This window comes from Lysinibacillus sp. VIII_CA, from assembly GCF_049943995.1.
Taxonomy (GTDB): domain Bacteria; phylum Bacillota; class Bacilli; order Bacillales_A; family Planococcaceae; genus Lysinibacillus; species Lysinibacillus pinottii.
The window spans coordinates 83,078-109,015 of the sequence record NZ_JBNFXM010000013.1 but is presented as its reverse complement, the minus strand read 5'-3'; the positions used below and the strand labels follow the sequence as shown (position 1 = coordinate 109,015).

The 25,938-nt window shown below is 38.6% G+C and carries 24 protein-coding genes and 1 rRNA gene; 15 read left to right on the top strand and 10 right to left on the bottom strand.

Going from position 1 to position 25,938, the window contains the following annotated elements; all coding sequences use genetic code 11:
• Nucleotides 1-76 (top strand): 5S ribosomal RNA (gene rrf, locus ACP3VS_RS16695); the annotation flags it as partial.
• 90 nt (nt 77-166) lie between these two features.
• Here rrf and ACP3VS_RS16690 read toward each other — a convergent pair.
• Nucleotides 167-838, bottom strand: coding sequence for a LytTR family DNA-binding domain-containing protein (locus ACP3VS_RS16690; RefSeq protein ID WP_426389295.1), 672 nt, complete (start codon nt 836-838; stop codon nt 167-169).
• A gap of 214 nt (nt 839-1,052) precedes the next feature.
• Between ACP3VS_RS16690 and aceA the strand changes: the two genes are divergently transcribed.
• Together aceA and aceB are read left to right on the top strand one after the other, a co-directional pair.
• Nucleotides 1,053-2,336, top strand: coding sequence for an isocitrate lyase (gene aceA, locus ACP3VS_RS16685; protein ID WP_036217981.1), 1,284 nt, complete (start codon nt 1,053-1,055; stop codon nt 2,334-2,336).
• A gap of 103 nt (nt 2,337-2,439) precedes the next feature.
• A complete protein-coding gene (aceB, locus tag ACP3VS_RS16680; RefSeq protein WP_289450044.1) occupies nt 2,440-4,038 on the top strand; it encodes a malate synthase A in 1,599 nt (532 codons plus the stop codon).
• Nucleotides 4,039-4,264: 226 nt separating this feature from the next.
• Here aceB and ACP3VS_RS16675 read toward each other — a convergent pair whose 3' ends face one another.
• A complete protein-coding gene (locus ACP3VS_RS16675) occupies nt 4,265-4,933 on the bottom strand; it encodes an O-methyltransferase (RefSeq protein WP_012292406.1) in 669 nt (222 codons plus the stop codon).
• Nucleotides 4,934-5,060: 127 nt separating this feature from the next.
• On the opposite strand from ACP3VS_RS16675, the gene ACP3VS_RS16670 reads away from it, so the two are divergent.
• The 6 genes from ACP3VS_RS16670 to ACP3VS_RS16645 all read left to right on the top strand — a co-directional run bounded on the left by ACP3VS_RS16670 (nt 5,061) and on the right by ACP3VS_RS16645 (nt 10,111).
• A complete protein-coding gene (locus ACP3VS_RS16670) occupies nt 5,061-5,951 on the top strand; it encodes a LysR family transcriptional regulator (protein ID WP_031418047.1) in 891 nt (296 codons plus the stop codon).
• 73 nt (nt 5,952-6,024) lie between these two features.
• Entirely contained in the window at nt 6,025-6,420 is a 396-nt protein-coding gene (locus tag ACP3VS_RS16665; protein WP_012292408.1) for a GntR family transcriptional regulator, read from the top strand.
• Between the two features lie 3 nt (nt 6,421-6,423).
• On the top strand, nt 6,424-7,518 hold the full coding sequence (locus ACP3VS_RS16660; RefSeq protein ID WP_031418049.1) for a DUF1648 domain-containing protein: 1,095 nt from the start codon (nt 6,424-6,426) through the stop codon (nt 7,516-7,518).
• 73 nt (nt 7,519-7,591) lie between these two features.
• Nucleotides 7,592-8,263: a response regulator transcription factor gene (locus ACP3VS_RS16655; protein WP_012292410.1), complete on the top strand. Its 672-nt coding sequence runs from the start codon at nt 7,592-7,594 to the stop codon at nt 8,261-8,263.
• Nucleotides 8,260-9,633, top strand: coding sequence for a HAMP domain-containing sensor histidine kinase (locus ACP3VS_RS16650; RefSeq protein ID WP_198695991.1), 1,374 nt, complete (start codon nt 8,260-8,262; stop codon nt 9,631-9,633). Before ACP3VS_RS16655 ends, ACP3VS_RS16650 begins: the two co-directional genes overlap by 4 nt.
• Before the next feature lie 73 nt (nt 9,634-9,706).
• Nucleotides 9,707-10,111: a hypothetical protein gene (locus ACP3VS_RS16645; RefSeq protein WP_012292412.1), complete on the top strand. Its 405-nt coding sequence runs from the start codon at nt 9,707-9,709 to the stop codon at nt 10,109-10,111.
• Nucleotides 10,112-10,163: 52 nt separating this feature from the next.
• Here ACP3VS_RS16645 and ACP3VS_RS16640 read toward each other — a convergent pair whose 3' ends face one another.
• On the bottom strand, nt 10,164-12,083 hold the full coding sequence (locus ACP3VS_RS16640; RefSeq protein ID WP_231112976.1) for an SEL1-like repeat protein: 1,920 nt from the start codon (nt 12,081-12,083) through the stop codon (nt 10,164-10,166).
• A gap of 166 nt (nt 12,084-12,249) precedes the next feature.
• Between ACP3VS_RS16640 and ACP3VS_RS16635 the strand changes: the two genes are divergently transcribed.
• The 4 genes from ACP3VS_RS16635 to ACP3VS_RS16620 all read left to right on the top strand — a co-directional run bounded on the left by ACP3VS_RS16635 (nt 12,250) and on the right by ACP3VS_RS16620 (nt 16,060).
• On the top strand, nt 12,250-12,963 hold the full coding sequence (locus tag ACP3VS_RS16635) for a glycosyltransferase (protein WP_099806277.1): 714 nt from the start codon (nt 12,250-12,252) through the stop codon (nt 12,961-12,963).
• Between the two features lie 85 nt (nt 12,964-13,048).
• Nucleotides 13,049-13,309, top strand: a complete 261-nt coding sequence (locus ACP3VS_RS16630) for a metal-sensitive transcriptional regulator (RefSeq protein WP_004233098.1) — start codon at nt 13,049-13,051, stop codon at nt 13,307-13,309.
• 223 nt (nt 13,310-13,532) lie between these two features.
• Nucleotides 13,533-14,672, top strand: a complete 1,140-nt coding sequence (locus ACP3VS_RS16625) for a transglutaminase domain-containing protein (protein ID WP_426389291.1) — start codon at nt 13,533-13,535, stop codon at nt 14,670-14,672.
• Nucleotides 14,673-14,764: 92 nt separating this feature from the next.
• Complete coding sequence (locus ACP3VS_RS16620) at nt 14,765-16,060, top strand: transglutaminase domain-containing protein (RefSeq protein ID WP_426389290.1); 1,296 nt, start codon at nt 14,765-14,767, stop codon at nt 16,058-16,060.
• 25 nt (nt 16,061-16,085) lie between these two features.
• Here the strand turns inward: ACP3VS_RS16620 and ACP3VS_RS16615 are convergent, their stop codons facing one another.
• The 7 genes from ACP3VS_RS16615 to ACP3VS_RS16585 form a co-directional block, all read right to left on the bottom strand.
• Nucleotides 16,086-17,033, bottom strand: a complete 948-nt coding sequence (locus ACP3VS_RS16615) for an N-acetylglucosamine kinase (protein WP_426389288.1) — start codon at nt 17,031-17,033, stop codon at nt 16,086-16,088.
• Entirely contained in the window at nt 17,030-18,544 is a 1,515-nt protein-coding gene (gene argH / locus ACP3VS_RS16610; protein WP_012292418.1) for an argininosuccinate lyase, read from the bottom strand. The genes ACP3VS_RS16615 and argH overlap by 4 nt, the downstream gene beginning before the upstream one ends.
• A 27-nt stretch (nt 18,545-18,571) precedes the next feature.
• A complete protein-coding gene (locus ACP3VS_RS16605; protein ID WP_012292419.1) occupies nt 18,572-20,293 on the bottom strand; it encodes an ABC transporter permease in 1,722 nt (573 codons plus the stop codon).
• A 12-nt stretch (nt 20,294-20,305) separates the two neighbouring features.
• Nucleotides 20,306-21,376, bottom strand: coding sequence for an ABC transporter ATP-binding protein (locus ACP3VS_RS16600; protein WP_289449987.1), 1,071 nt, complete (start codon nt 21,374-21,376; stop codon nt 20,306-20,308).
• A gap of 95 nt (nt 21,377-21,471) precedes the next feature.
• Nucleotides 21,472-22,578 carry an extracellular solute-binding protein gene (locus ACP3VS_RS16595; RefSeq protein ID WP_426389286.1) on the bottom strand — a complete coding sequence of 369 codons (1,107 nt, stop codon included), beginning with the start codon at nt 22,576-22,578 and terminating at the stop codon, nt 21,472-21,474.
• Nucleotides 22,579-22,777: 199 nt separating this feature from the next.
• A complete protein-coding gene (locus tag ACP3VS_RS16590) occupies nt 22,778-23,695 on the bottom strand; it encodes an EamA family transporter (protein ID WP_036160588.1) in 918 nt (305 codons plus the stop codon).
• A gap of 15 nt (nt 23,696-23,710) precedes the next feature.
• Nucleotides 23,711-24,274 carry an N-acetyltransferase family protein gene (locus ACP3VS_RS16585; RefSeq protein ID WP_426389284.1) on the bottom strand — a complete coding sequence of 188 codons (564 nt, stop codon included), beginning with the start codon at nt 24,272-24,274 and terminating at the stop codon, nt 23,711-23,713.
• Between the two features lie 145 nt (nt 24,275-24,419).
• Between ACP3VS_RS16585 and ACP3VS_RS16580 the strand changes: the two genes are divergently transcribed.
• Both ACP3VS_RS16580 and ACP3VS_RS16575 read left to right on the top strand, forming a co-directional pair.
• The gene (locus tag ACP3VS_RS16580) at nt 24,420-25,367 is read left to right on the top strand and encodes a carbohydrate kinase family protein (RefSeq protein WP_012292424.1); all 948 of its coding nucleotides are present in this window, start codon (nt 24,420-24,422) and stop codon (nt 25,365-25,367) included.
• Nucleotides 25,368-25,387: 20 nt separating this feature from the next.
• Entirely contained in the window at nt 25,388-25,819 is a 432-nt protein-coding gene (locus ACP3VS_RS16575; RefSeq protein WP_426389282.1) for a protein-tyrosine phosphatase family protein, read from the top strand.
• Nucleotides 25,820-25,938 lie beyond the last annotated feature (119 nt).

Sequence of the window (25,938 nt, the reverse complement as noted above, 5' to 3'; positions counted from 1 at the left end):
CGAACACGGAAGTTAAGCTCTTTAGCGCCGATGGTAGTTGGGGGCTTCCCCCTGTGAGAGTAGGACGTCGCTAGGCACTAGAAAGACCAGAGAATCTTTTCTCTGGTCTTTTTTCGTTTTCAACAAAAAAATTAAAGCTGTCTCTTGAGTAAGACAGCTAATATATTTAAAACTCAAGCGCACTTCTCAGGTTATTAATATACGATTGACTCACTGGTAACTCACTACCATCCATTAATGTAATAATAAAGTTTGATGTCAAATCACGCGCCATTTTTTTTATAAAATAAATATTTACGATATAGGATCTATGAATACGAATAAAGTATGATGGCAATCTTATTTGAAGTTCTTTAAGGGTGATGTTTGTTTTAAATTGTTCACGCTCTACATAAAACCATGTCTTTTTTTGAAGACTTTCAATATGAGATACTTTATTAATGGCTACAGGATTCCATTCTTCATCTTTTTTTCCTGTTATAAACTCAAATGCTTCTGTCTTTTTAGTAGTGAAAGTAGATGGCAGTATGACTACTAGAGCAGCTGGTTCATCCTGAATGAGTATCGGATAGCCGATACCGTAAAAGGGTGTATCGCATGACAAATTATCTAAAATTGTTTCTGTTTTTTTCTGTGTGCGCAAGACTTGATCAGCAATACTTCCAGGTAACACTTGTTGACCCACCTCTAAATGGACACTATGATGCCTAGGATGAATAAAGATATAAGAATTATCGACAGCAATTGCAACGGATGAATCAGTAGGAATCCAGTCTCTTAACATTGTAATATATTGTTCTAAAATATCTTTTGTGCAAGAATTTAACTCATTGCTCATTGTGAATTTCCCCCTTGTTTGTAAATAATCATCCAAATTTCGTCGCGGAAAAGAATAGCTTTATCATGGAAATTTGGTCTTTTATCAAAAAATAATGAAAATTCAAATACTCTGTTATATATTAATTTACAACAAATAAACCTGTTATGGAACAGTTATTTAAAAGTTTTTTAACAGAGTATATTGTACACAAAGGGGAAGGTGGAATTTCAATATGTCAACTCGTCAAGAAAGAATCCAAGCTTTAGAAAAACAATGGGCTGAAAACCCTCGCTGGGCTGGTATTGAACGCACATATTCGGCTGAAGAGGTTGTTAAACTACAAGGTACTGTAGTAATTGAACAAACTTTGGCAAGAAAAGGTGCCACTCGACTATGGAATTCATTACATGAGGAACCGTTTATTAATGCACTGGGTGCATTAACAGGTAATCAGGCAGTACAGCAAGTTAAAGCTGGACTCAAAGCTATCTATCTATCGGGCTGGCAAGTAGCTGCGGATGCAAACCTTTCGGGTCAAATGTATCCAGATCAATCACTATACCCAGCCAATTCTGTACCAGCAGTAGTTAAACGAATAAATCAAGCACTTCAACGAGCAGATCAAATTGATCATGCTGAAGGACGTGTCGATCAATTTGACTGGTTTGCTCCAATTGTAGCAGATGCAGAGGCAGGTTTCGGAGGACCTCTTAATGTATTTGAGCTTGTTAAAGGCATGGTGGAAGCAGGGGCAGCTGGTGTTCACCTTGAAGATCAGTTAGCTTCAGAGAAGAAATGTGGTCATCTAGGCGGTAAAGTTTTACTTCCAACACAAAACGCTGTACGTAATTTAGTAGCTGCGAGATTAGCAGCTGACGTTATGGGTGTTGATACAATTCTAATCGCTCGTACAGATGCTGATGCTGCAGATATGGTTACTTCAGATATCGACCCACGTGATGCAGAGTTTATTACTGGTGAACGTACTCCTGAAGGTTTTTTCCGTACAAAGGCAGGCATCAAACAAGCAATTGCTCGTGGCTTAGCTTACGCACCATACGCTGATTTAATTTGGTGTGAAACTTCTAAACCATCACTTGAGGAAGCTCGTGAATTTGCAGAAGCTATTCATGCGGAATTCCCAGGTAAAATGCTTGCATACAACTGCTCACCTTCATTTAACTGGAAAGCAAATCTTTCAGAAGAGGAAATTGCAGAGTATCAGCGTGAGCTTGGTAAGCTAGGTTATAAATTCCAGTTTGTTACTTTAGCAGGATTCCATGCATTAAACCACTCTATGTTTGAGTTGGCACATGATTATAAAGATAATGGTATGGCTGCATATTCTAAGCTACAGCAAGCTGAGTTTGCTTCCGAATCTAAAGGCTATACAGCGACACGCCATCAACGCGAGGTAGGTACTGGATACTTTGATGAAATTTCTCAAGTTATTTCAGGTGGTACATCTTCAACAACGGCAATGGCTGGATCGACAGAAACTGAACAGTTCGTATAAAAAATGCGTGTCTTCCTAAATTCATAATCATAGAGTCGTCTCCTCCGCTCCTCCTAAAGCGGAGGAAGACAAAACTAAAATCGCAAAGGTGGGTAAACAACTAATGAAACAAGCAACGACAGGTAAGCTTAAAATTGTTGGAGAACAAAATGAGCAAACAAATGAAATTTTAACACCTGAAGCTCTTGAGTTTGTTCTTGCCCTGCACGAGAAATTTGATGCTCGCCGTAAAGAGTTATTGAATGCTCGGCAGAAACGCCAAAAGCGTCTAGATGCGGGAGAGAAACTAGATTTCTTACCTGAAACAAAGCATATTCGTGAAGGAGATTGGTCAATTGCACCTCTTCCACAAGATTTGCAGGATCGGCGTGTTGAAATTACAGGGCCGGTTGACCGTAAAATGGTTATTAATGCTTTAAACTCTGGAGCAAAGATGTTTATGGCTTGCTTTGAGGATGCTTCTTCTCCAACATGGGAAAATATGATTGGTGGTCAAATTAATATGCGTGATGCTATTAATAAGACGATTGAATTTACACAAGCATCCAATGGTAAAACGTATAAGCTAAATGCTGAAACAGCCGTGTTACTAGTTCGTCCTCGAGGCTTACATCTGCTTGAAAAGCACGTACTTGTTCAAGGTGAACCGATTTCCGGAAGTTTCTTCGACTTTGGTTTGTATCTATTCCATAATGCTAAAAATGCACTGGCAAAAGGAACAGGACCTTATTTCTATCTACCGAAGCTTGAAAGCCATTTAGAAGCTCGATTATGGAACGATGTCTTTGTATTTGCGCAAGATTATATTGGCATTCCACAAGGTACTATAAAAGCAACTGTATTAATCGAAACTATATTAGCGGCATTTGAAATGGATGAGATTTTATATGAGCTACGTGAACATTCGGCTGGCCTGAATTGTGGACGTTGGGACTATATTTTCAGTTACATTAAACGCCTTCGTAATCAAGCTGATGTCATTTTACCAGACCGAGGTCAAGTTACAATGACCGTTCCATTCATGAAGGCTTATACATCTTTATGTATTCAAACTTGTCATAAGCGTAATGCACCAGCAATGGGTGGAATGGCTGCACAAATTCCGGTTAAAAATGATGATGAGGCGAATGCATTGGCATTTGCAAAGGTTGCTGAAGATAAGAGACGTGAAGCAACAGAAGGTCATGATGGTACTTGGGTAGCACATCCAGGTATGGTGGCAACAGCAATGGAGCAATTTGATGCCATTATGCCGACACCTAACCAAATTCATAAAAAGCGAGAGGATGTACACGTTACTGCGGAAGATTTAGTAGCTGTACCAGAGGGCACGATTACCCTTGAAGGGCTTCGTGTTAACTGTAGTGTTGGTGTACAATATATTGCTTCATGGCTTCGTGGTAATGGTGCTGCACCCATTAACAATTTAATGGAGGATGCTGCAACAGCAGAAATTTCTCGTACACAAGTGTGGCAATGGATTCGACATCCAAAAGGTATTTTAGATGATGGACGCGGTATTACTTTAGCGTTTGTCCTTGAAATTCTGGAAGAAGAGCTTACGAAAATTAAAGAGGCTGTTGGGGAACAAGCCTATAACTGCGGTCGCTTTGACGAAGCTGCTGAACTGTTTAAATCTTTAATTGCGCAAGATGAATTCGCGGAATTCTTGACACTTCCAGGCTATGAAAAATTAGCGTAAATGTAAATCTACTAAAGCACATTCAGCTTTCCTATTAATAAAATGTGACGGGGTCTGTTCCCCCGTTACTAAAGAGATGAGCACTATTGTATTAAAGGGGTCTACTTATAAAAGTAAGTAATTTATAGGAAAAAGATGTCTTACAAGCTTAGATGGGGAGCTTAAAAGACATCTTTTTTAATTAATCCGCGTAACTGTTTTTCAAGCTACGCGGATTTTGCTTATATCAGTCGACTATGGCTAGGACAAAGCCATCATAGCCCTTGACGCCAACCGTTTGTATAGCTGTTGCTTCAATACGGGGCTCCAATTTTAGCAGATCTATAAATTGCTGTACGCCTCTAACACGTTCATCCTCACTATTTATATCTGTGACAGCTCCATTCCGCACTACATTGTCTGCAATAATAATAGCACCTGAATTCGCTAGCTTTAATGCCCACTTCAAATACTCAGGATTATTGGGCTTATCTGCATCAATAAAAATGACATCAAAAAATTGCCCTCTTTTTTTCAAATCTGGCAACGTATCCAATGCATGACCAACGATAATTTCAACCTTTTCCTCTAAGCCTGCATGTCGAATATTTTGCCGAGCAACAGAGGCATAGTCTTCATTTATTTCTAAAGTCACCACTTTCCCTTCTTTTGAGAGAGCTTGTGCTAAGCAGATACTGCTATAGCCACCAAGTGTGCCAATCTCTAATACATTAACGGCTCCTTTCAATTTTGTGAGTAAATACAAAAATCTCCCTTGAGTGGGGGATACATCAATTTCAGGTATACCGGCAGCTTTATTAGCTAGTAGTGCAGCATTAAGACAGCTGTTTTCTGGTAGTAGCTTATTGGTAAAATAATTATCTACATTATGCCAACTATTCAACTCTGTCATCATTGAGCCCTCATTTCTATATCGTTTAAAAGTGCAAGCTTGCATATAGAGTGTATGATAAAGTGAATCATAAAAAAAATATATTATAATTATTTATATATAACTAAATGTTATGGAAAGGGGTTAAATGATGAATATTCATGGCTTAAAATTGTTTTATCATGTTGCTACTACTGGTAGTTTCACAAAAGCGGCTGAATTATTATGTATTAGCCAGCCTGCTGTTTCGAGCCAAATTAAACGATTTGAGCATGAAATAGGTGTACAACTTTTTAAGCAGCAGGGGCGAGGGGTCGTACTTACGGAGTTTGGCAAAGCTCTAGCAGAGAAAGCTCAACATTTTATGGCCCTCGAACAGCATATAAAATCATTTGTAGAAGATTACCGCCTAGCAAAAGCGGGGGATTTACATATAGTAGCTACTTACCTACCAGCTAATTTTTTAATTCCCAAATGGGCGGCTGCATTTAAGGCTATGAATGAACATGTAAATTTAATGATTACAACAACGAATACCAAGGATGCCTTCGAGCAGCTTATACACTATAAAGCTGACATTGCCATATATGGTGGAGGAATTTCTGAGAGGCCTAAAGAAATATGGTGGGAGGAGATATACGAAGATGAATTATGGTTTGTAGTGTCGCCCCATCATAGGTATGCTCATCAAACCATTACATTAATTGAAATGTTTCAGGAGCCATTTATTATGAGAGAGAAAGGGAGTTCGATGAGGGAGCATCTTTTTTCCTTATGTCAAACGTACCAAGTAGAGCCCCCTAAAATTGCATTACAATTTAATGGGATTAATGAAACAATACGTTCCGTTATAGCAGGATATGGTGCGAACTTTATTTCCTCTCTTGCAGTTAGGGAATATGTGGAGAGTGGTCAATTGGCAAGAGTTATTATTAAAGATATACATCCAGTTAAACATAAAATTTCCATTTGTACGAGGAAGAATGAAAAGCAAAATTTACTGGTGCAAAATTTTATCGAGACGATTAAGCGCTCACTATAAATAATTTGTACTTCATGTACATTTAATAAATATTTGTTATACTAAGCATATAACAAATATGGAGCTGATAAACATGTTTATTCAAATAGAGACGCAATCGGAAGTTCCCATCTATGAACAAGTGACACGTCAAATCATTGAAGGGATAGCAAGAGGTGATATGAAGCAAGGGGAGACCTTACCATCTGTTCGGAGTTTAGCTGCTGACTTAGGTGTTAATATGCATACTGTTAATAAAAGCTATCATGAATTAGAGGCTAAAGGAATAATAGTTATACGCGCGAAATCGGGGGCCATTATACGTTCAACGGAGGAGAGGGCTTTGACGCCTGAGCAGCTACGACAAATTGAAAAGAATTTAAAGCCTGTTGTGGCAGAAGGTATGGTGCTCGGCGCAACAGTAGAACAAATTGAGCACATGATGAAAAAGGTGTTCGCAGACTTGCATATTCCAGCAGAGGGAGTGTAGCAAATGCTACTTGGTGTTTTTATATCTATATACATCATGACATTAGTTTTACAAATGATCGTTCCTTTTATCGTACGTGATACCATTGTTTTCGGTGTCACTGTGCCCGATCAAAACATTAAGCACCCTGCTCTAGCTAATTTGAAAAAACGTTATGCTCAAATAGTCGGAGGCACAGGTATTGTGTTTTTAATCGTTATGATTATTAGCTACAACTTATTTACCTCTGAATCCGTTCGAGGTATATTTTTACTCGGGTGTTTATGGAGCATGCTTACAGTGAGTATGGGGCTATACTGGGTATATCATCAAAAGATATCAGTCCTAAAAAGGCAGGAGCAGTGGGGCGTTAATATTAAACAAGTGCGTGCAGTCGATCTCACAGCAAGAAGCCGTGATGAGATGCTTCCTTGGTCATTCTTTGCTGTGCCTTTAGTGATATCAGGATTTTTAATTATTTATACAATCCTTCATTACGATAAAATGCCAGCTAATATAGCCGTACATTGGGGACCAAGTGGAGAAGCAGATGCGTGGAGAAACAAGACGTATTTAACAGCCATTTCTTTGCCCCTTATTATGCTAATGATACAATTCATGATGTGGGGCATTATTGATTCAATAAAACGTTCTGCCATCAAAATAGCGGTAAATCGCAAGGAGGAATCGCTGGAGGATCAGCTAAAGACTCGAAAATATATAAGTTGGCAAATTTTATTGGTAAGCTATGCTATAACAGTGTTATTAACGGTGTTGCAACTTAGTAATATCTATCCTGCTATGACTGTAGGCTATAAGCTACTACCGCTATTTATTTTATTTTTAGCTGTTGTGCTTGGTTCACTCTTAATTTATGTGGTGAAAAAGCGCAAATATAGAGTTCGGTACGAAAAAAATAGTGATTCACAGGTCATGGATGTGGATGAAGATCGTTATTGGAAGGGCGGTTTAATTTATATGAATCGACAAGATCCTTCAGTTTTTGTAGAGAAACGATTTGGGGTAGGTTGGACGATGAACCTTGCCAATCCAAGAGGATATATTGTCATTGGATTACCCTTTCTCTTATTACTGTTGATTTGTATATTTTCGTTATAAAATAATAGGGATCTATGATAAAAAATTCGTTCCAAGTGAGCGGGTTTTTTTCATATTGACTGGAGGTAAGTAGATGAGAATTCTTGTTGTCGATGACGATGTACATATTTTACAGCTAGTAAATATTTATTTAACAAGAGAAGGCTATCAAGTATTACGTGCAGAAAATGCCCAGCAAGCACTAGCATTACTTAACGGGAATTTACCCGATTTAGCAGTTGTAGATGTGATGATGCCAGGAATGGATGGATTCACACTAACCGAAACGTTAACACAAGATTACGATATCCCTGTTTTATTATTAACAGCAAAGGGTGAGCTTGAAGATAAAGAGCGAGGTTTTTTAGCTGGCTCAGATGATTATGTTGTGAAGCCCTTTGAGCCAAAGGAATTATTGTTTCGTATAGCAGCTATATTACGTAGAATGGATAAGAAAAATCAAATCACCATCCAAGTTGGCCAATTAGTCATTGATCGTCGTAGCTTCGAGGTTATTATTGGAGAAGAGACTCTTATCCTACCTTTAAAGGAATTTGAATTACTGGCCTTATTGGCATCACGACCTAATCAAGTATTTACAAGGAGCTATATCATGGAGCAAGTATGGGGCTATGATTATGATGGAGACGAACAAACATTGAATACGCATGTGAAGCGGGTTCGAGAGAGATTAAATCGTTTTGATACGGCTGTGGAAATCATCACGGTACGAGGCGTTGGCTATAAGCTAGAGGCAACGTCATGAAAACTTTATACAGTAAATTTGTAATGACAACATTGCTAGTGATGATTGGGAGCTTGTGTATTGGTTTTTTAGCGACGAATACCTATTATCATCAAGTTGTAAAAGAAAAAAATGATACAAAAAACGTTATTATCGCACAGGGGATTGCGCAATATATTGAGACTGCGAAGCCAGAGGACTTAAATAGTTATTTCATGACACTTGGCGAAATTGGTTATCAAATATATGTAACAACTGGAGAACAAGGAAACTTCTTTGGTGGAGAATATCGTGATAAGACATTATCAGAATCGGTTGTAGAGCATGTTCTAAACGGTGAAGTCTACCATGGTATGCGAGATTTCCCAAAAGAAACTTTTATGACAGGCTTTTTTGCTAATGAGTTGGTTAATACAATCGGTGTGCCATTTACGTATGAAAATAAGTCCTATGCATTGTTCATAAGACCAGATATTCGCTTATTGTTTTCGGAGGTGCATACATTGCTTGGTGGATTAATGCTTGCGATGATAGTACTGAGTTTACTGGCTATGCTGCTATTTGCGAAGGCATTAATTCGTCCCATTACAAAGCTAACAGCGGCGACTCGACAGCTTGCACATGAAAAGTTTGATACCGTTTTAGACATTGATCGTAATGATGAATTAGGCCAATTGGCTACTAGTTTTAATATAATGACAGAAAAATTACAGGAAAATGATCGCGTGCGTAAGGAGTTTATAAGTAATGTATCGCATGATTTTCAATCCCCTTTATTAAATATTCAAGGATATGTTGACTTACTAAAAAATCCTTTACTGAAGGAGAGGGAACGACAGGAGTATGCAGCCATTATCGAATTAGAAACTAAACGCTTATCAACTTTAACGAAGCAATTATTGTTATTAACATCGCTTGACCAATCGACACGAATTGTCAAACGTGAGCGCTACCGATTAGATGAACAGTTAAAGGAAAGCGTACGAAAATATCGCTGGCAAATGGAAGAGGCTCAGCTCCAAATCACATACAAACTGGAGCAGGTTATTTTTAATGGGGATGCAGGGCTTCTACAAAATGTCTGGGACAACTTGCTGACAAATGCGATTAAGTACAATATCCAGGGAGGTCAAATACATCTATATTTACAGCAAAAACCTGCTTCGCTTGAAATCCTTGTTGAGGATAATGGAATAGGTATGACTGCAGCTCAATTAGCAAAAGTCTATGACCGTTTTTATCGAGCAGACACTTCTAGAACGAAGCAAGGGACTGGATTGGGGTTAGCGATAGTTAAACAAATCGTAGAGCTACATGGAGGTACTGTGCATATAGAAAGTACAGTCAATGCGGGGACAAAGGTTTATATAGATCTCCCCATTTTGTCATAAGGAGTTCATGTAAAGTTCATGTTCTCCCGATAAACTGCTACTTAGTTGAAACAAACTAAGGGGGAGTTTTCTTATGGAACAGAAGTGGAGCATACGCCTTATTCGATTGGCAGCCATTTTTGCTTTAATCGGGACCTATTTAGGCTCACATATGTCTGGTTCAGGTAGCTACGAATATAGACCGATACATGCCCATATTTTACTTGTTGGTTGGCTGAGTATGTTTGCGTGGGGTATTTTTTATCGAGCTTTTAAAGTCAAATCACAAAAATTAGTGAATATACATGGTTGGACAGCTATTCTTGGCGTTTTTGGCTTAACATTAGGGATGTGGTTTTACAATATCAATCCATTTCATTTTGGCAGCACATTTACTTTAGTGTTCTTTATTGTAGGTGGAACTACATTATTGATTAGCTTTGCTTTGTTCATTGTAGTAACATTTATGATTAAACAACAAGAGGATTTAAAAAATTAAAAAAACCTACCGTGTTACATAAGCTAGTCGTGACGCGGTAGGTTTTTTATGTTTATTGGATATCTTGCAGCGATTTTTTCAGCCATTTTGTAGCTTCTTGATAATCTTGGGCAACACCTTGTCCTTTTTTATAGAGCAGACCGAGTTGGAATTGTGCCTTTTGGTGCCCCTGATTAGCAGCTAATCTATAGAGTTGGGCAGCTTTAGCAAAGTCCTTTGGGACGCCTTGCCCATGAATGTGCATTTGTGCTAATTGGTACTGTGCCTTTATATGCTCTTGTGCCGCAGCTTGCTCAATCCATTTGGCAGCTTCTGTGTAATCCTGTGTAACACCCTTGCCTTTATCAAATAAATTACCAAGCTGATATTGGGCACCAGCATGCCCCTGAATAGCAGCTAAGCGATAGCATCTGCGTGCCTCTTCAAGATCTATAGAAACCCCTAATCCTTGCTCATATACTAGGCCTAATTGATATTCAGCCTGAATATGCGACTGGTCAGTTGCCGCTCTCCACCATTGTACTGCCTCTGGATAGTTAACCGGAACACCATCTCCTGCAGTTAATAAAAGTCCTAGCTCATATTGAGCATCCACATAGCCCTTTTCAGCCGCAGCCTTCAGATAGGGTAGAGCTTTATCTGGTTGATGAAGTTGATAAACATATAGACGCCCAAGCTCGAAGCCAGCGCTAATATGTCCTTTTTCAGCAGCTAAGAGTAGCCATTTCTCAGCTAACACCATATCCTGTTCTTTTTCATAGAGAAGACCAAGGTAAAATTGTGCATGTAAGTGTCCTTTATGTGCTGCTAGCTTAAACCATTTTAAAGCCTCAAGGTGATCCATAGGTATTCCTTGGCCAGTGTTGTAGAGCATGGCAATTTGAAATTCTGCATTCATATGGTCTTGTAAAGCGGCCATATGAAACCATTTGGCTGCCTCTGTAAAGTTTTGAGGAATGCCACGACCTTTCAGATGCATATAGCCCAGATTATATTGAGCACTTGCATCTCCAGCTAAGGCAGCCATTTCAAAATAAGTGCTGGCCTCCACATAACTTTGTTCTACACCTGTACCATTATGATAAAGAAATCCTAAATTGTTTTGTGCACTGGTATTTCCTTGATCTGCGGCTAAGGTGTACCATTTGGCTGCCTCGAGGAAATTTTGCGACATGCCTAGCCCTTGATTATAAAGAACACCAAGATTGTACTGAGCATCTGCATTCCCTAAATCTGCAGCTATTTGGTAGTGATGGGCGGCTTCTGTATAATTTTGTTCTATACCTTGTCCTAGATGAAAGAGTACGCCGAGACTATAGTGTGCATTGGGATCGTTTTGATCTGCGGCTCGTTCATACCACATTTTCGCAAGCGCATAATCTTTTTTAACCCCTCGACCTTGGTTGTAAAGAGCCCCTAAATTATATTGGGCACTTGCATCTCCATTTTGTGCCGCAATTTCAAACCATTCAGCCGCATGCTTATAAGCATCTGGTGAGTGGTCTCGCTGATATAGGGTGTTATCCAACATCAAATCTTTCTCTTCTGCGACATTCGAATTAAAGCTACGATCATAGCGCTTTATAAACCATTCAACAATATCACTTGTATAATCGAGAACAATTTTAGCCGCCTTTGCCTCCACAAGTTCATTACTAGTATGGCTCGTCATTTTATATACGAGATTCATTAATAGGGAAATCCGTCGAGGATGAATATGAGCTGTAAAACTCCGATTATTTAACAGCATGCGAACATTTTTTAGTTTGGGCGTAGTATGCATTTCCAATTGATAAACCTCATATAAAATTTCCTCTACTACTAGAAGAGATTTCTGTAAAGAAACTTGAGGGTTTGAAATGGCGAAAAAACTAGCTTCCTGTAAATTTTTAGCTAATGCCGCGTACGACAACTGTCTTAACTTGTGACATTGTTCTTCAAGAATTCCGTAGTGTATGACGATAGTGCTCACCCTCTTTCGTGGTACTCTCTTTTTTCATATATCGGAGAAATATCGATATTATTGATATGTTTTCATGGGATTCATCAGTTGAATTGTTGCTGTTACATGATACTATTTGATATAAGGGAAATTCATAAATATGAAGAGCCTGACAGCCTATAGGTGGAGGATAGAAATGAAAAATATTGCAGCTATTATTCCAGCATATAATCCGCAACAATCACTCATTACCTATGTACATCAATTACTAGCAACGACCATTACACAAATTATTATTGTCAATGATGGAAGTGATCAGAAATATAAAGAGATTTTTGAAGATCTAAACAATATAGAAGGATGCCAAGTCCTTCAGCATCGAGACAATATTGGAAAAGGTGGTGCACTAAAAACAGCCTTTACATATATTCGAGAGCAAAAGAGAATATTTCATGGGGTACTCACAGTAGGGGCACATGGTCAGCATACATTACAAGATGTGAAGCTTGTTTTAACGATGACGAAGGTCTTTTCAGAGGGTATTGTGCTAGGCGTACGAAACTTCCATTCAGTAGATAGTACCTTTCTTTCATATTGGGGAAATCGTGCAACAAGCCTCTTTTTTGAACTGCTATATCACAGGAAATTAATGGATACTCAAACCGGTTTACGTTATATTTCGATGAATGAATTGCCGTGGCTAATGAAGGTGAAAGGTGAACGCTATGATTATGATACAAATATGCTAATTGCTGCACTTAAAAGAAAATGCCCTATTTTCGAGGTAGAGATTGGGCAGTTACGAATAAAAAAGAATTCCATTATTCAGTATGATGAAGTAATTAATGCAAGGTCCATTATAACGAGGATGCTTATGAATTATTTACGACCAAGAAACAATAATAATTAGCGTTTAAAATTAAAATAAAGAGCTAGGATAAAGTATAACAATTACTCAATAGAACGTAGCGAGTATAGAAAGAAGGAGCATATTTATGGAATATTCAGATCAAGTTAAAAATCGTGTAAAACGGATGGAAGGTCAGCTACGTGGTATTTTAAAGATGATGGAGGAGGAAAAAGACTGTAAGGCAGTAATTACGCAACTATCAGCCGTTCGCTCAGCTGTAGACCGAACAGTTGGTGTGATTGTTAGTACAAATTTATTGGAATGTGTGCAAAATGCTGAAGGAGATGGCGAAAAGATGAACGAGGCCATTCAGGAAGCGGTTAACTTAGTAGTGAAAAGTCGTTAATCATCGTAAAACTCACTGGAATGTAGTGAGTTTTATTTTTTTACAATTTAATAGTTATAATCGACGCCTATATTCTATTTTTAGGTAATTATTATTATAAGGTTAATCTTATTTTTATAGTTGAAGGTCTTAGTTGGGGAACTTGTCTCATAGCCTAGTAGTCACTTTCTTTGTTATGCTAATAATAACGATAGCGATAGCGTAAAGGGAAGGTGATAGTGTTATGAAGAAATGGTTATTATGTGGCGCTACTTTACTCATGTTAAGCCCTAATGCTGCTTATGCACAGCAAAGGGAAACTACTTCCGTAATAAATCCTGTTATAGCAAATTCAACAGTAACAACCTGGGAGCAGTTTACAAAAGAACTAATAAAGAAAATTAATAGTTTTGAGACAGATATAAATATTACATATACTGGGCCGATGAGCGATTTCAAAAAAGAGATTATGGAAGCCTTAGATCAAGCTAAAAAGCAGACTGTATATGCAAGTGGACATATGGAAAGCATTAAAATTTCGGCAGATTCTGTAGGGAACGTATCCTATAAAATAAAGTATCTGACAAATCAAACACAAGAAGCAGCTGTACAAAAAAAGATTGGTCAAGTACTGAAAAATATTATAAAACCGTCTATGACTGAATTTGATAAAGTAAAAGCCATTAATGATTATATTGTATCGAATACTAGTTATGGGACTAAAACAAAAGCAAGCCCCCATAGTGCCTATGCATTGCTATTTGAAGGACAAGCTGTTTGCCAAGGTTATGCCTTAGCTGCACAGGCAATGTTATCACAGAGTGGAATTGAAACAAAATATGTGGTGGGATTTGTAAATGGAAATGAAGCCCATGCTTGGAACTTGGTAAAAGTAGATGGTAAATGGTATCATTTGGATACAACATGGAATGATCCACTACCAAATCGCATTGGTGCTGCATCATATGATTACTTTTTAGTGACGGATGAAGTGCTTAAGAAGGATCATTCTTGGATTCAGGCAGATTACCCTGCTGCCACAAGCACTAAATATAACTTTATGCAAAATGTTCATTTTGCGTATCCATTAAATAATGTCGTCTATTTTAGTAATACGGCTGATCACGATAAATTATATAAGCTAGAAATGGCAACTGGTAAAAAAACAAAAGTGTTGGATAAACGAGCGTTGTATATTACTGGAATGGGCCAAAATCTATATTACAGTGATTATAGTAACAGCGGTTATTTAACAAAGCTAAATCTGAAAACATTAAAGGCTGAAGTATTGGTTAAACAGCCAGTAACGAATCTAAAGATTAGTGACAATTATTTAATCTATAACATGAATGCTAAAGAGCATAAACTTAAATTAAATCAATAACAATTATTAACAGGCATAAAAGGACTTTGAACGGGTTCTTTGTGCTTGTTTTTGTATATAATGAAAGAAGAAGAAGGTTGGAGGTGAGGAGTTTGTGGAAGAAATTAGCTATTATTGTGATGATCATTATTTTCATTGACCCCATTTATACGGCTGGCAAAGCAGTTGTCCGGCAGGTGGCGGACTGGACAAATAATGATGAAATAGAAACAATGCTTCTTTCAACAAAGGACAAAATCGTTGATGTTACTGCTAGACTTTCAGACAATGCCTCAATAGAAACGGCCATACCTATAGAAGACATGCATGATATGGAGGTAGCACCTACTGCTCAAGCAATTCAGAAGCCAGAGACGAAGTTAGTTGTGACAAACGTTAAGGAAATGACTGATGCAATGTATGCGTATTATAGTAGTTTCTCACCGAAATTTGAAATTCAATATAAAGGGAATACACAACGAATTGAACAAATTGTAGAAGAGGCCTATAACAATGCAATCGAACGAGATGATTATGTGTATGGCCATATTAGTAAACATTCAATTCGTTTTGAATATGGAAGAAACCAGGCAACAATATTTGGGGAGCAAAGCTATTTAATGACGCCAGAACAAGCTGCCTACGTCGAGATGAATGTCCAAGAGATCATCGCCAAAATCAGTAATAAATCTATGTCAGACGTAGAAAAGGTACGAGCTGTTAATGACTACATTGTGGCGAATACGGCCTATACCGATCAAACGAATTCTAGTCCCCATAGTGCCTATACTGTTCTTGCAGAGCAGGGAGGGGTTTGTCAGGGCTATGCATTACTTGCTCACTCCATGTTACAAAAGCTTGGGATTGAGACTAAATATATTGTAGGATATGTAGGTCAAGAAGGACATGCGTGGAATTTAGTGAAGTTAGGTGGTCAATGGTATCATCTCGATACGACCTGGAATGATCCAGTCCCAGATCGTAAGGGTGCGATTCGTTACCAATACTTTTTAGTGGATGACCGCACAATGGCAAAAGATCACTCATGGATTGCTGAAGATTATCCAAAAGCAACGAGCACACTTTATAGCTACTATCATGATATAGACTTCCCAGCACAGGTTGACGATCAATTATATTTTAGCAACATCTCTGATGACAATAAGCTATATGTGCTTGATATGAAGACAGGTAAGACGAAACGAGTAACAAATTCACGTGTACAATACGTCGTTTATGCAGATGGATGGCTCTATTATAGTAATTATTCCCGAGGCGCTTATTTAACAAAGATTCGTCCAGATGGTAGCGGGGAACAGCCCCTAAACCGCGAAGAGACGAAGGATTTATTTGTGAAAGATGGCTATCTTTATTTCACAACGAATGAGTTAAAGAAAATGGCCCTATAAATGGGGACATAAAAAAGGGCAGGACTTATAAACAGTCAGAGGCCCTTTTTGTTCGTTCAATTAAATAAGCAATTGGTGGCTGCTCACAAAGAGAAATGGAAACCTGCGGATAGGTTAATGCTAAAATATCTGTAAATGTTTTTAAAATAAGTGGATTATGCTTGATGGCACCTCCATTACAATATAGAGGAAACAGTCCATTCTGATAGCCTACTTTTTTTAAGACGGCTTTTGCTAAAAGAGCTAATTCTTGAGCAGCCTGTCGAGATATATGAATGGCACAAGCATCCTGTTGTTCAACGGCTTGAGCAACAAATGATCCCATTTTGGCTAACTGTGCATTTGTATAGGATGGCTGAAATAACCATTCAGCCAGCTCGGTTACATTTTGTATACCTAAAGAATGAAAGACAGCCTCCTTTAAAATGGTTGTCTCACCTCGACCATCCTCCATTTTAAAGATGGCTCTTACCACCTCTTGCCCTAGCCAAAAACCGCTACCTTCATCCCCAGCTCGGTGTCCCCATCCTCCAGCACGAACCATTTGCTGTCCATCATAGGCGTAAGCAATAGCTCCTGTTCCAGCAATAAGTAATGCACCTGCCTGTCCAGCGGTCACCCCAAGTAGTGTGGCTTCAGCGTCATTTTCAATAATAAGATTAGCAATAGAAAGCTGTGTGGCTGATAGGGCATTTTGAATAATGGCTGTAACCATTTCCTTGTCTTTTGGTGAATCAATACCAGCTAAGGCAAAGGTAGCTACAGCAATTTGAGAGCCGGCATGTTTTTGTAAAAAAGTATCTACCTTTGCTAAAAGCTCTTGTAATATTGCTGTAGCTGCTTCCATACCAATGGCTTGATAATTGGAGCCCTTTGTTGAAGCTGAATATTCCATAATACCAGTTTCTGCGTGAACGACTGCACATGCCGTTTTTGTCGCACCGCCATCAATAACTAGAAGCCATTTCATCATTGGCTCCATTCCTCAAGAAAGACTGTTAATTCTTTCTCCGCTTCAATAATGGAGTTTTCCTTTAATTGAATCCATTCATAAAGATTTTTCGTATTCATTTTTGCCTGTTCAAGTGCCGCTTTCATTGTGGCTGGAGCTGGACCACCTGGTAGTGTACGAACACCAACAAAAGATTCTGGTTGTAAGGTTTTATAAAAGTCCTCTTCTGAAATATTTAATTCTTTTCCTGTAATTAATTTAGATTGAGTATTAACGAGTCCCCATGTAAGGCTTGCTAGTGATTCCTCACTATGTGCAAGTAATACTTTAATACACTTACTAACAATGCTATGTGCTTGGCGGAAGGAAATATCCTCTGAACGTACTAATGTATCAGCCAACTCGGTAACATTAGCAAAGCTATTCTCTGCACGATTTCTTAATTTTTTTTTGTTCACATCCATTGTGACAACAAGTGAGCCAAATAATTTATAAATCCCAACTAAGCGGTCGATGGCACGCCATAAATAGGGTTGCATATCATCCTCAGTATCTACAATATCTCCAAACGGTGTATTATGTACCATCTGTAACACAGTGCTTGCATCTCCAACAACAGCCGATAGTAATGAACGGGTATGCTCAATTGAAACAGGGTTACGCTTTTGGGGCATAATAGAGCTTATTTGAACATATGGACTTGCGAGAGTGAAGGCATTGAACTCCTGGGTAGCCCATAATAAAAAATCTTGTGAGGTACGACCAAGGTTGAGTGCCGCAAGCTGTACAATACTTGCTGCTTCAGCAATATAGTCAGCCCCTGCCACTGCATCCCACGCATTTTCGATAATATCGTCGAATGCCAACAAATCGCGCATTCGTTCTCGGTTTATATTAAACCCTGTTGTAGTTAAGGCTGCAGCCCCCATACTGCTACGGTTAACAGTTTTATAGACGTGCTGCATGCGCTCAAAATCTCGTTCAAGCTGGTCGATGACAGCCTTTAAATAATGGGCAAAGGTTGTAGGCTGAGCCTGCTGCGTATGTGTGTAGCCAATCATAATAGTATCTACATGCTCTTCAGCTGCAGCGATTAAATCATCTCGCAATGTTAGTAGCTCTCGCATTAATAGCAGCAATTTTTGTCTGAGTGTCATACGATAAATGGCGATGCCCATATCATTACGACTTCGTCCAATATGAAGATTTCCAGCAACATCACCAGCAAGCTCTATTAATTTATTTTCAATGCGGAAAAATAAATCTTCGTATTGGGGGCTATAATCTTCTAAACGATAATAATTTAAATCTATTTTCTTTAGTGCTGCCCCAATCTGTTTCGCTTCCTCTTTTTTAACAAGTCCTTGTTCCTCTAACATTTTTAAATGAGCTATATTGATTTGCAGCATAATAGTTAGAAAATTTTTCTTTGCCTCTTCATAAGCTGGCTGTAACACAATTTTCCGATAGATGTTAGAAGGGAAAATCATCCCATCTTCCTGCTGCGTTTTGTTGCGAAAATCTTCAAACATTATCATGGCCTCCTAATAGATTAGCAGTTAAATAGCTGTACCAGCACTGCCTTTTGATAGTTTTTCAGAAATAATAAGGACAACTAAAATTAAGCAAATTTGTAAAACACCATAGGCACAGGCGGTCCCAAACTTAAATGCATACAATTTTTGAAATATAGCAACAGACAATGGAATAGTAGATGTACTGTATATAAGGATGGATGCAACAAATTCACCAAAGCTTTGTACTAGGGCTAATAGTGTCCCCGCTAATATTCCGGTGAATGTTAATGGTACGACGATACGTCTAAATGTATACCACCAATTGGCTCCTAATCCCCGTGATGCCTCTTCAATTGACGGATCCAGTTGTACAAGAGAGGCAGATGTTGACCGAAAAACAAGTGGCAAATGTCGGATGAAATAGGCTAATGGCAAAATCCAAAATGTACCGATTAATACTTGATTAAAGGCAAAGATGTTTTCCGTGCTAAAGGCGGCGATTAAATTGACTGCCACAACTGTCCCTGGTAAAGCCCAAGGTACCATTATTAACATATCGAGCAATGTCTTTCCTTTAAAATTTAAACGGACCATCGCATAAGCGGCGGCAACACCAAAGATAATATTGCCAAATGTTGCGACGATACCCATCTGTATAGAATTCCAAATAGGTCGCCATGTACGCTCATCGGTAAAAAGGGCCATGTAATGATCCATTGTATAGTCTGTAGGGAGTATTTGAGTCTTCCATGCCCCATCAACAGAAAAGGATATTAATATCAGCACTAATATTGGTAAAATCAAAATCAAAGTGCCGATAAAGGAGGCAATAGTTGCCGCTATTTTTATTTTCTTGGAGGATACCTCCGAGCGGTGGACACTGATCCCTTTACTGAGATTTTGATAATTTCTGCGATTTTGATACCAACGCATTATAATTAAAAATGTAATAGAGACAAATGACAGTATCATCGACTGAGTTGCGGCCATCTCAAGATTGCCATTAGTGCGCGATAAGTAGATTTGCATGGTCATAGTTCGTTCCACACCAAACATTAAGGGTGCTGTGTAAGAGGCCATGGATATCATAAACACTAATAAGGAGGAGGCAACAATGGAAGGGGTCAGCATGGGTAAAATAACCTTTGTCCACACGCGAATACGCCCTGCACCTAAACTAGTTGCAGCTTCCTCAAGAGCAGGGTCTAGCCCCTTGATGGCAGCTGATGCGGTTAAATAAAAATAAGTATACATGGTGAAAGTATGAACAACGATGACTCCCCAAATGCCTTTCAATGAAAAAGGTACATGATCTAAGCCGAATAAATGCTGAAAGATTCGAGGGAAAATACCACTATCTCCGTATAAAAAGGAAAAGGATAGCACACCGACTAGGGGGGGGAGTGCCATAGGGACCAATACTAAAATGGCAAGTATTCGTCTCCCAGGGAAGTTATAGCGTTCAAGTAAAAAAGCCATAGTTACCCCAACGATAGCGCAGCATAGGACGCTAATAATAGAAATATAAATACTGGTCCACAAAGCCTCTAAATTTGCTGGGCTTGCTAAATTGAAAAATTTTTTATAGTGAAGGAACCGTTCATCCCCAGCAAAGCTTTGAGTAAATGTTTGATAGAAGGGATAGACGACATAGGCGAACAACACTAAAAATAATGGCGATATTAATACATAGATAAACCAATTGGAATGAAAAATTCGTGTCCGTATACTTTCTTGAGAAGCATTGGCAGTTTGCTTTTTCATATTGGCTTCCTCCTATTCCCCTAAAAAATACAGCGAGTCATGTGAAATAGTAATGGTAATATCCTCGCCAATCTTTTTTATTTGGTCATAAGAATTAATAAGCATTACTTTAAGGGAAAAGGCGTTACAATCTACAATATAATTGACGCTAATGCCTGTGAATTCAACAAAGGTTATTTTTCCTGTTAATGTATTATCCCCAGTCCCTAAATGAATAGATTCTGGACGAATTGAAATAAATACTTTGTCTCCAATCATATGCGTTAATGCTGGAGAGCTCTGTTGCTTTCGCCCAGTAAAAATATGTCCATTTGCTGTTTTCACCTGTAGTTCTTCGTCTTCCATTGCTTCTATTGTGCCTTCAATTAAATTGGTTTCGCCAATAAAGTTAGCTACAAAGCGATCTACAGGTCGGTGATATATTTCCTGAGGAGTCCCAATTTGCTTGATATAGCCGTTTTCCATGACCATGATTCGGTCAGACATCGCCATGGCCTCCATTTGATCATGGGTAACATAAATCGTCGTGACACCAAGCTCAGATTGAATTCGTTTGATTTCAATACGTGTTTCCTCACGTAATTTTGCATCTAAATTGGATAATGGTTCATCAAGTAATAAAATATCTGGCTCAATGACTAGTGCTCGAGCCAAAGCTACCCGCTGCTGTTGCCCACCAGAAAGCTCATTTATTTTTCTGTTTCCGTAATTTGACAGTTTTACTTGTCCTCTAATTCGATCAACCTTGTGCTGGATCTCTACTTTAGAAAATTTACGAACCTGTAAACCAAATGCGATGTTTTCATCAACGGTCATATGGGGGAAAAGGGCATAGTTTTGAAATACCATACCGATATTGCGTTTATTGGGCTGAAGCCGAGTGACATCTTGTTCATCAAATAGAATCTTACCTTTAGTAGGATAATAAAAACCAGCAATCATTCTTAATGTAGTGGTCTTGCCACAGCCGCTAGGGCCGAGAAAAGTGAAGAATTCACCAGCTTTTATTTCGAGATCTACATCTTTCACACCATACAACTGACCAAATTGCTTCGAGACATTTTCGATTGTGACTCTTTTCAATAAAAAGCTCCTCTCTAACAAAGGATTCATAGCTATATAGGGGATGAGATTGTAGATGAAAATCCACTAAAAAAGCTGGATTTTCACCCGAATACTTATTTACCACGGCCTTTAATATTGTTATCCCAGTATTCCATCCATTCAGTCTCTTTGTCAGACATTTGCTGCCAGTCTATATCGAATGTTTTTAAATCTAATTCTTGATACCACTCAGGCATGGAGGCCTTATCGATATCAGATCGTGTAGGAATTTGATAATAATCATTTGCTAATTGTGTCACCATCTCTTTTTCAAATAAAAATTCGACAAATAGTTTGGCATTCTCTAGATTTTTCGCATGGTTGACAACTGCAACACCATCTACCAAAATGGGTGCTCCGCTTTTTGGATAAATATAATCAAAGGGATAATCAGTTGTGTATTTTTTTAATAAAATATCTTGTAGATTCCACAAGGAGACACTGCCTTCTTGTCGTGTTAGCTTTAAGTACAGAGCATTAGGATCTTGCGTATATTCCTTCGTATTAGCATCTAATTTTAATAGCCATTCATAGCCTTTATCAGGTGAGTGGGCATCTTGTCGTACAATCATTGAAGAATATATGGTGCGCATTGTACCTGAAGCTAGCACGCCCCGAATTAAAATTTGATCCTTCCATTTAGAATCCAGGAGGTCATCCCAATCCTGTGGTCCATCTTCCTTTGTCAATAAATCTCTATTGATCATAATGACCTCTGGTAGCAGCATCTCTCCAAACCAGCGGCCTTCTACATCTTTATGTGTAGCATCAATAGAGTCGATAAAGCTAGGCTGCCAGGCATGTAATAAGTCTTCATTTGCCCCAACGATAAGGGCTGATTGTGTGCCACCCCACCAAAAGTCAGCTTGAGGATTAGCCTTTTCGCCACGTAAACGCTCTAAAATTTGCTGGGCTCCCATTGTTAGAAACTCTACTTCAATGTCTGGATATTTTTTATTAAACTGGTCGATTACATTTTGCACCATTTCTTCGTCACGCCCTGTGTAAATAACAAGCTTACCGGATGGCGTTGTTGCCGCTACTTCTGTTTTGTCGCCATCTGTCGTTTTATCGTTATTGGCAGCATCATTTGTAGTTTTTTGGTCATCATTCCCGCTACATGCGGCTAAAACAAACAATATAAACACAAGGAAAAAACTAAGAATATGTGTTTTTTTCATCCACTTCCCCTTTCTTAAAGTAAGGTACTTACATAGTGCAGTATAATACGAAGGGGTAACTTTAATGTTAGAATTTTTAAAAAATTACTTTTTCCTTTATCATAACGAAGTGCCAATCCATTAGCAACGGGATTTCAGTAACATTCAAAAAAACTCCTTAAAAAGGAATACTTCCATTTTTAAGGAGTTGTCTAGCTGTTTAAGTTTGTACATCCAATAAGCTATCATTTTGTCGCCTTTGTGCAATAATTGTCGGCAATAACATACCAACTATTACTAGAACAATCCCCATAATTTGCAATGCAGTTAAAGGTTCATGTAGGACAATAACGGAAACGGTAACCGCAACAGGTAATTCGATCGCGCTTAAGATGGACGCGAGTGCACCACCAATTTTCGGAATGGCAATGGAGAATAAGTATATAGGTAAAATGATACCGAATAAACCGAGGGCTAATCCGAACTTCCATAAGCCTTCCATAAACAATTTGCCGTTCCAAATCACTTCTGGACTTAAGAAAATACTAATCATCATAAGGGCTACAAAGGAAACAATTAATACCCTTGATGTGGTTGTAACACCTTCTACTGGTCGAGAGTTGAATTGAATGAAGCAGGCAAAGGTAACGGCAGCAGCAAAGCCGAATAACCACCCTTGGAGAGGGATTCCACTTAAATCAACATTTAAAACCCCGGCAGCTAAAATCGTTCCTACAAATAAGATGATGATAGAAATTACTTCAGGTCGACTTGGTAATCTTTTATGTAGAGCACAATCAATTAACAAACCAATCCATGTAAATTGGAACAGCATTACTACCGCAAGAGAAGCGGGTAAATATTTGAGAGATTCTCCGTACACTATACCTGTGGTCCCGGTAAAAATACCAGCGAATAATAATATAAATATGCCTTTTTTAGATGGCTTAGGTAGTTTTCTATCTGTCAACATAAACATAACTAAAACGAGTATAAAGCCAATAATATATTGGCTCGATACAGCCTCAGCAGATGTAAAGCCATGCTGCATCGCTACTTTGACAATAGTCGACAAAATTCCGTAGCTACTAGAGGCAATGACAATCAAAAGAGGATAAATTAAATTTGTTTTCTTCAATACAATCTTCACTTCCTAAAACTGTTTCACCATATGATGAAATGGTTCATCGATAATGTACCATGGCTCAGTTATAACAAAGCCTAAACGTTCATAAAGACGACGAGCATCTTCTTTTTGAATTTCTACATTTAAGGATAACTTTGTATAGCCACGCTGCTTTGTCAGCTCTTCAGCATATTGTAAAAGTAATGTGCCAATGCCTTTACCTCGTGCTTCTGGTGTTACACAAACCGTATCGATATAAGCTTCATCTTCGTGGGCTTCTTGATCGACGATGATGGATGGAGCATTTTTAGCCTCTAACCATTTCACTAGGTTAGCGTCCATAACAATGGCATGTGAGCCGTAATAATAAACGAGAATTCCTAATATTTGCCCATCTTCCGTAGCGACATAGGTATTTAAATAAGAATGTCGATTGTCATCTCGCTGAAAAAGAGTTGTCAGTTCTTGATGAACAGCTTCTGTCGATTGCTCGCCAGTTAAACGATTAGCAATATCACCAATCGCATCAATAATTAAAGGCACAACGGCATGGGCATCTTGTGGTTGCGCTTGTCGAATTGTAATACTCATCTTGAAAATCCCTACCTTTCTATAGGCAAGTATAACAAAGTTAATGGATGACACAAATTTTCGGACATACTCTCAAAAGTTAAACCTTTATAGAATGACAATTTTCGTGTTAATCTATAATGACTAGACTTTCAGGAGGACAATCATGACGAAGCAAGATAAGGATTTTATTTTAGTCTATGGAGATGCATTTATTGACTATATTGCTGATGATGTAACAAATACATCATTTACAAAATATATGGGTGGTGCAACAGTGAATGTTGCAGCAGGTATTAGCCGAATTGGGGCGCCTTCTGCCTTAATTACAATTACAGGGGATGATGAGGGTTCTCAGTTTGTGCGTGATGGGCTTGTAGAGGAAGGTGTTAAGCTGGACTATGCCATATTTGACCCAGCTAAGCGAGTAAGCGGTGTTTATGTGCATTTGACAGAAGCCTGTGAACGAATTTTTAAAGATTATGTGGATGAAACACCTGATTTACAAGTGGAGCCACTACAGTTAAATGAAGCCGCATTTAAACATGCTTCTGCTTTAACGGTATGTTCAGGGACCATGTTCCACCCGACGGCTCTAGCAACAACTCGAGCTGCTGTAGAAATGGCGAAGGACAAAGGTGCAATCATTGCGATGGATGCGAATATTCGTCCATTACGCTGGAGTAGTGAAGAAATTTGTCGAGAAACAATTACGTCGTTTTTTGAGGATGTAGATATTTTAAAGGTAACAGATGATGAGTTATTCTTCCTGACGGAAACGACTAGTTTAGAAGAAGGAATTGAACAATTAAGTAGCTATTTAGTGCCTATTATTTTAGTAACAGTAGGAGAAAATGGCACTTATGCCGTGCTGAATGGAGAGGTCATCCATGTACCAACTGAAAAAGTGATACCTGTGGATACTACTGGTGCAGGGGATGCATTTATGGCAGGGGTATTACGTGATGTTCATTACAATGGCTTACCTACAACAAAAGAAGAGCTTGTTCGCTGTACAAGCTTCGGCAATAAATTAGGAGCATTTGCAGCAACAAAGGCAGGAGCTTTAACGGCTTTACCATATTACGAGGATATTAAGCATTTACTGAAATAATCCTATGGAGTGTGACCAATATGGAAAAAAACTATGATGTTTTAGTAAAGGATCAAATCTTCTTTGGTGGTGCAAAAGATGCGGAGACGGCTTTTGAGCAAGAAGCTGTAGATGTTGTAATAGATGTTCGTGTGCAGGGACTTACTTCAGAAGAGCAAGGGGCCATTTCTTATTCATACAAGCATATGCCAATTGTAGATGAAGAGATTGCGGTAGCATCATCTATTCAGCATGTAGCTAAGGAAATTGCTTCGTCCTATGAGGCAGGACAGAAGGTGTATGTTCACTGTGGAAGTGGCGGTGGTCGTGCTGGTGTAGCAGCTACTGCTGCGCTAATAGAGCTAGGGCTGGCTAATTCCCTAGAGGAAGCGAAGGCAGCGGTCAAAAAGGCTCGTCCACAAGTAACAATTCGTCCTAAAATGGAAGATGCTCTACAAAAACTTTATAAATAAAGGAAAAGATGTACTGATTAAGGTACATCTTTTTTGTTTTTAAGAGAAATATCGCGTATAGAAGATAAATAAGTGACTACATTATCCTATGAAAAATAGCGGAGAATATTTAGGAGAGC

Excerpts from the sequence above, each read along its gene's own strand:
- ACP3VS_RS16690 (WP_426389295.1), bottom strand. The coding sequence starts at position 838 with ATGAGCAATGAGTTAAATTCTTGCACAAAAGATATTTTAGAACAATAT.
- aceA (WP_036217981.1), top strand. The coding sequence starts at position 1,053 with ATGTCAACTCGTCAAGAAAGAATCCAAGCTTTAGAAAAACAATGGGCT.
- aceB (WP_289450044.1), top strand. The coding sequence starts at position 2,440 with ATGAAACAAGCAACGACAGGTAAGCTTAAAATTGTTGGAGAACAAAAT.
- ACP3VS_RS16675 (WP_012292406.1), bottom strand. The coding sequence starts at position 4,933 with ATGATGACAGAGTTGAATAGTTGGCATAATGTAGATAATTATTTTACC.
- ACP3VS_RS16670 (WP_031418047.1), top strand. The coding sequence starts at position 5,061 with ATGAATATTCATGGCTTAAAATTGTTTTATCATGTTGCTACTACTGGT.
- ACP3VS_RS16665 (WP_012292408.1), top strand. The coding sequence starts at position 6,025 with ATGTTTATTCAAATAGAGACGCAATCGGAAGTTCCCATCTATGAACAA.
- ACP3VS_RS16660 (WP_031418049.1), top strand. The coding sequence starts at position 6,424 with ATGCTACTTGGTGTTTTTATATCTATATACATCATGACATTAGTTTTA.
- ACP3VS_RS16655 (WP_012292410.1), top strand. The coding sequence starts at position 7,592 with ATGAGAATTCTTGTTGTCGATGACGATGTACATATTTTACAGCTAGTA.
- ACP3VS_RS16650 (WP_198695991.1), top strand. The coding sequence starts at position 8,260 with ATGAAAACTTTATACAGTAAATTTGTAATGACAACATTGCTAGTGATG.
- ACP3VS_RS16645 (WP_012292412.1), top strand. The coding sequence starts at position 9,707 with ATGGAACAGAAGTGGAGCATACGCCTTATTCGATTGGCAGCCATTTTT.
- ACP3VS_RS16635 (WP_099806277.1), top strand. The coding sequence starts at position 12,250 with ATGAAAAATATTGCAGCTATTATTCCAGCATATAATCCGCAACAATCA.
- ACP3VS_RS16630 (WP_004233098.1), top strand. The coding sequence starts at position 13,049 with ATGGAATATTCAGATCAAGTTAAAAATCGTGTAAAACGGATGGAAGGT.
- ACP3VS_RS16625 (WP_426389291.1), top strand. The coding sequence starts at position 13,533 with ATGAAGAAATGGTTATTATGTGGCGCTACTTTACTCATGTTAAGCCCT.
- ACP3VS_RS16615 (WP_426389288.1), bottom strand. The coding sequence starts at position 17,033 with ATGATGAAATGGCTTCTAGTTATTGATGGCGGTGCGACAAAAACGGCA.
- argH (WP_012292418.1), bottom strand. The coding sequence starts at position 18,544 with ATGTTTGAAGATTTTCGCAACAAAACGCAGCAGGAAGATGGGATGATT.
- ACP3VS_RS16605 (WP_012292419.1), bottom strand. The coding sequence starts at position 20,293 with ATGAAAAAGCAAACTGCCAATGCTTCTCAAGAAAGTATACGGACACGA.
- ACP3VS_RS16595 (WP_426389286.1), bottom strand. The coding sequence starts at position 22,578 with ATGAAAAAAACACATATTCTTAGTTTTTTCCTTGTGTTTATATTGTTT.
- ACP3VS_RS16585 (WP_426389284.1), bottom strand. The coding sequence starts at position 24,274 with ATGAGTATTACAATTCGACAAGCGCAACCACAAGATGCCCATGCCGTT.
- ACP3VS_RS16580 (WP_012292424.1), top strand. The coding sequence starts at position 24,420 with ATGACGAAGCAAGATAAGGATTTTATTTTAGTCTATGGAGATGCATTT.
- ACP3VS_RS16575 (WP_426389282.1), top strand. The coding sequence starts at position 25,388 with ATGGAAAAAAACTATGATGTTTTAGTAAAGGATCAAATCTTCTTTGGT.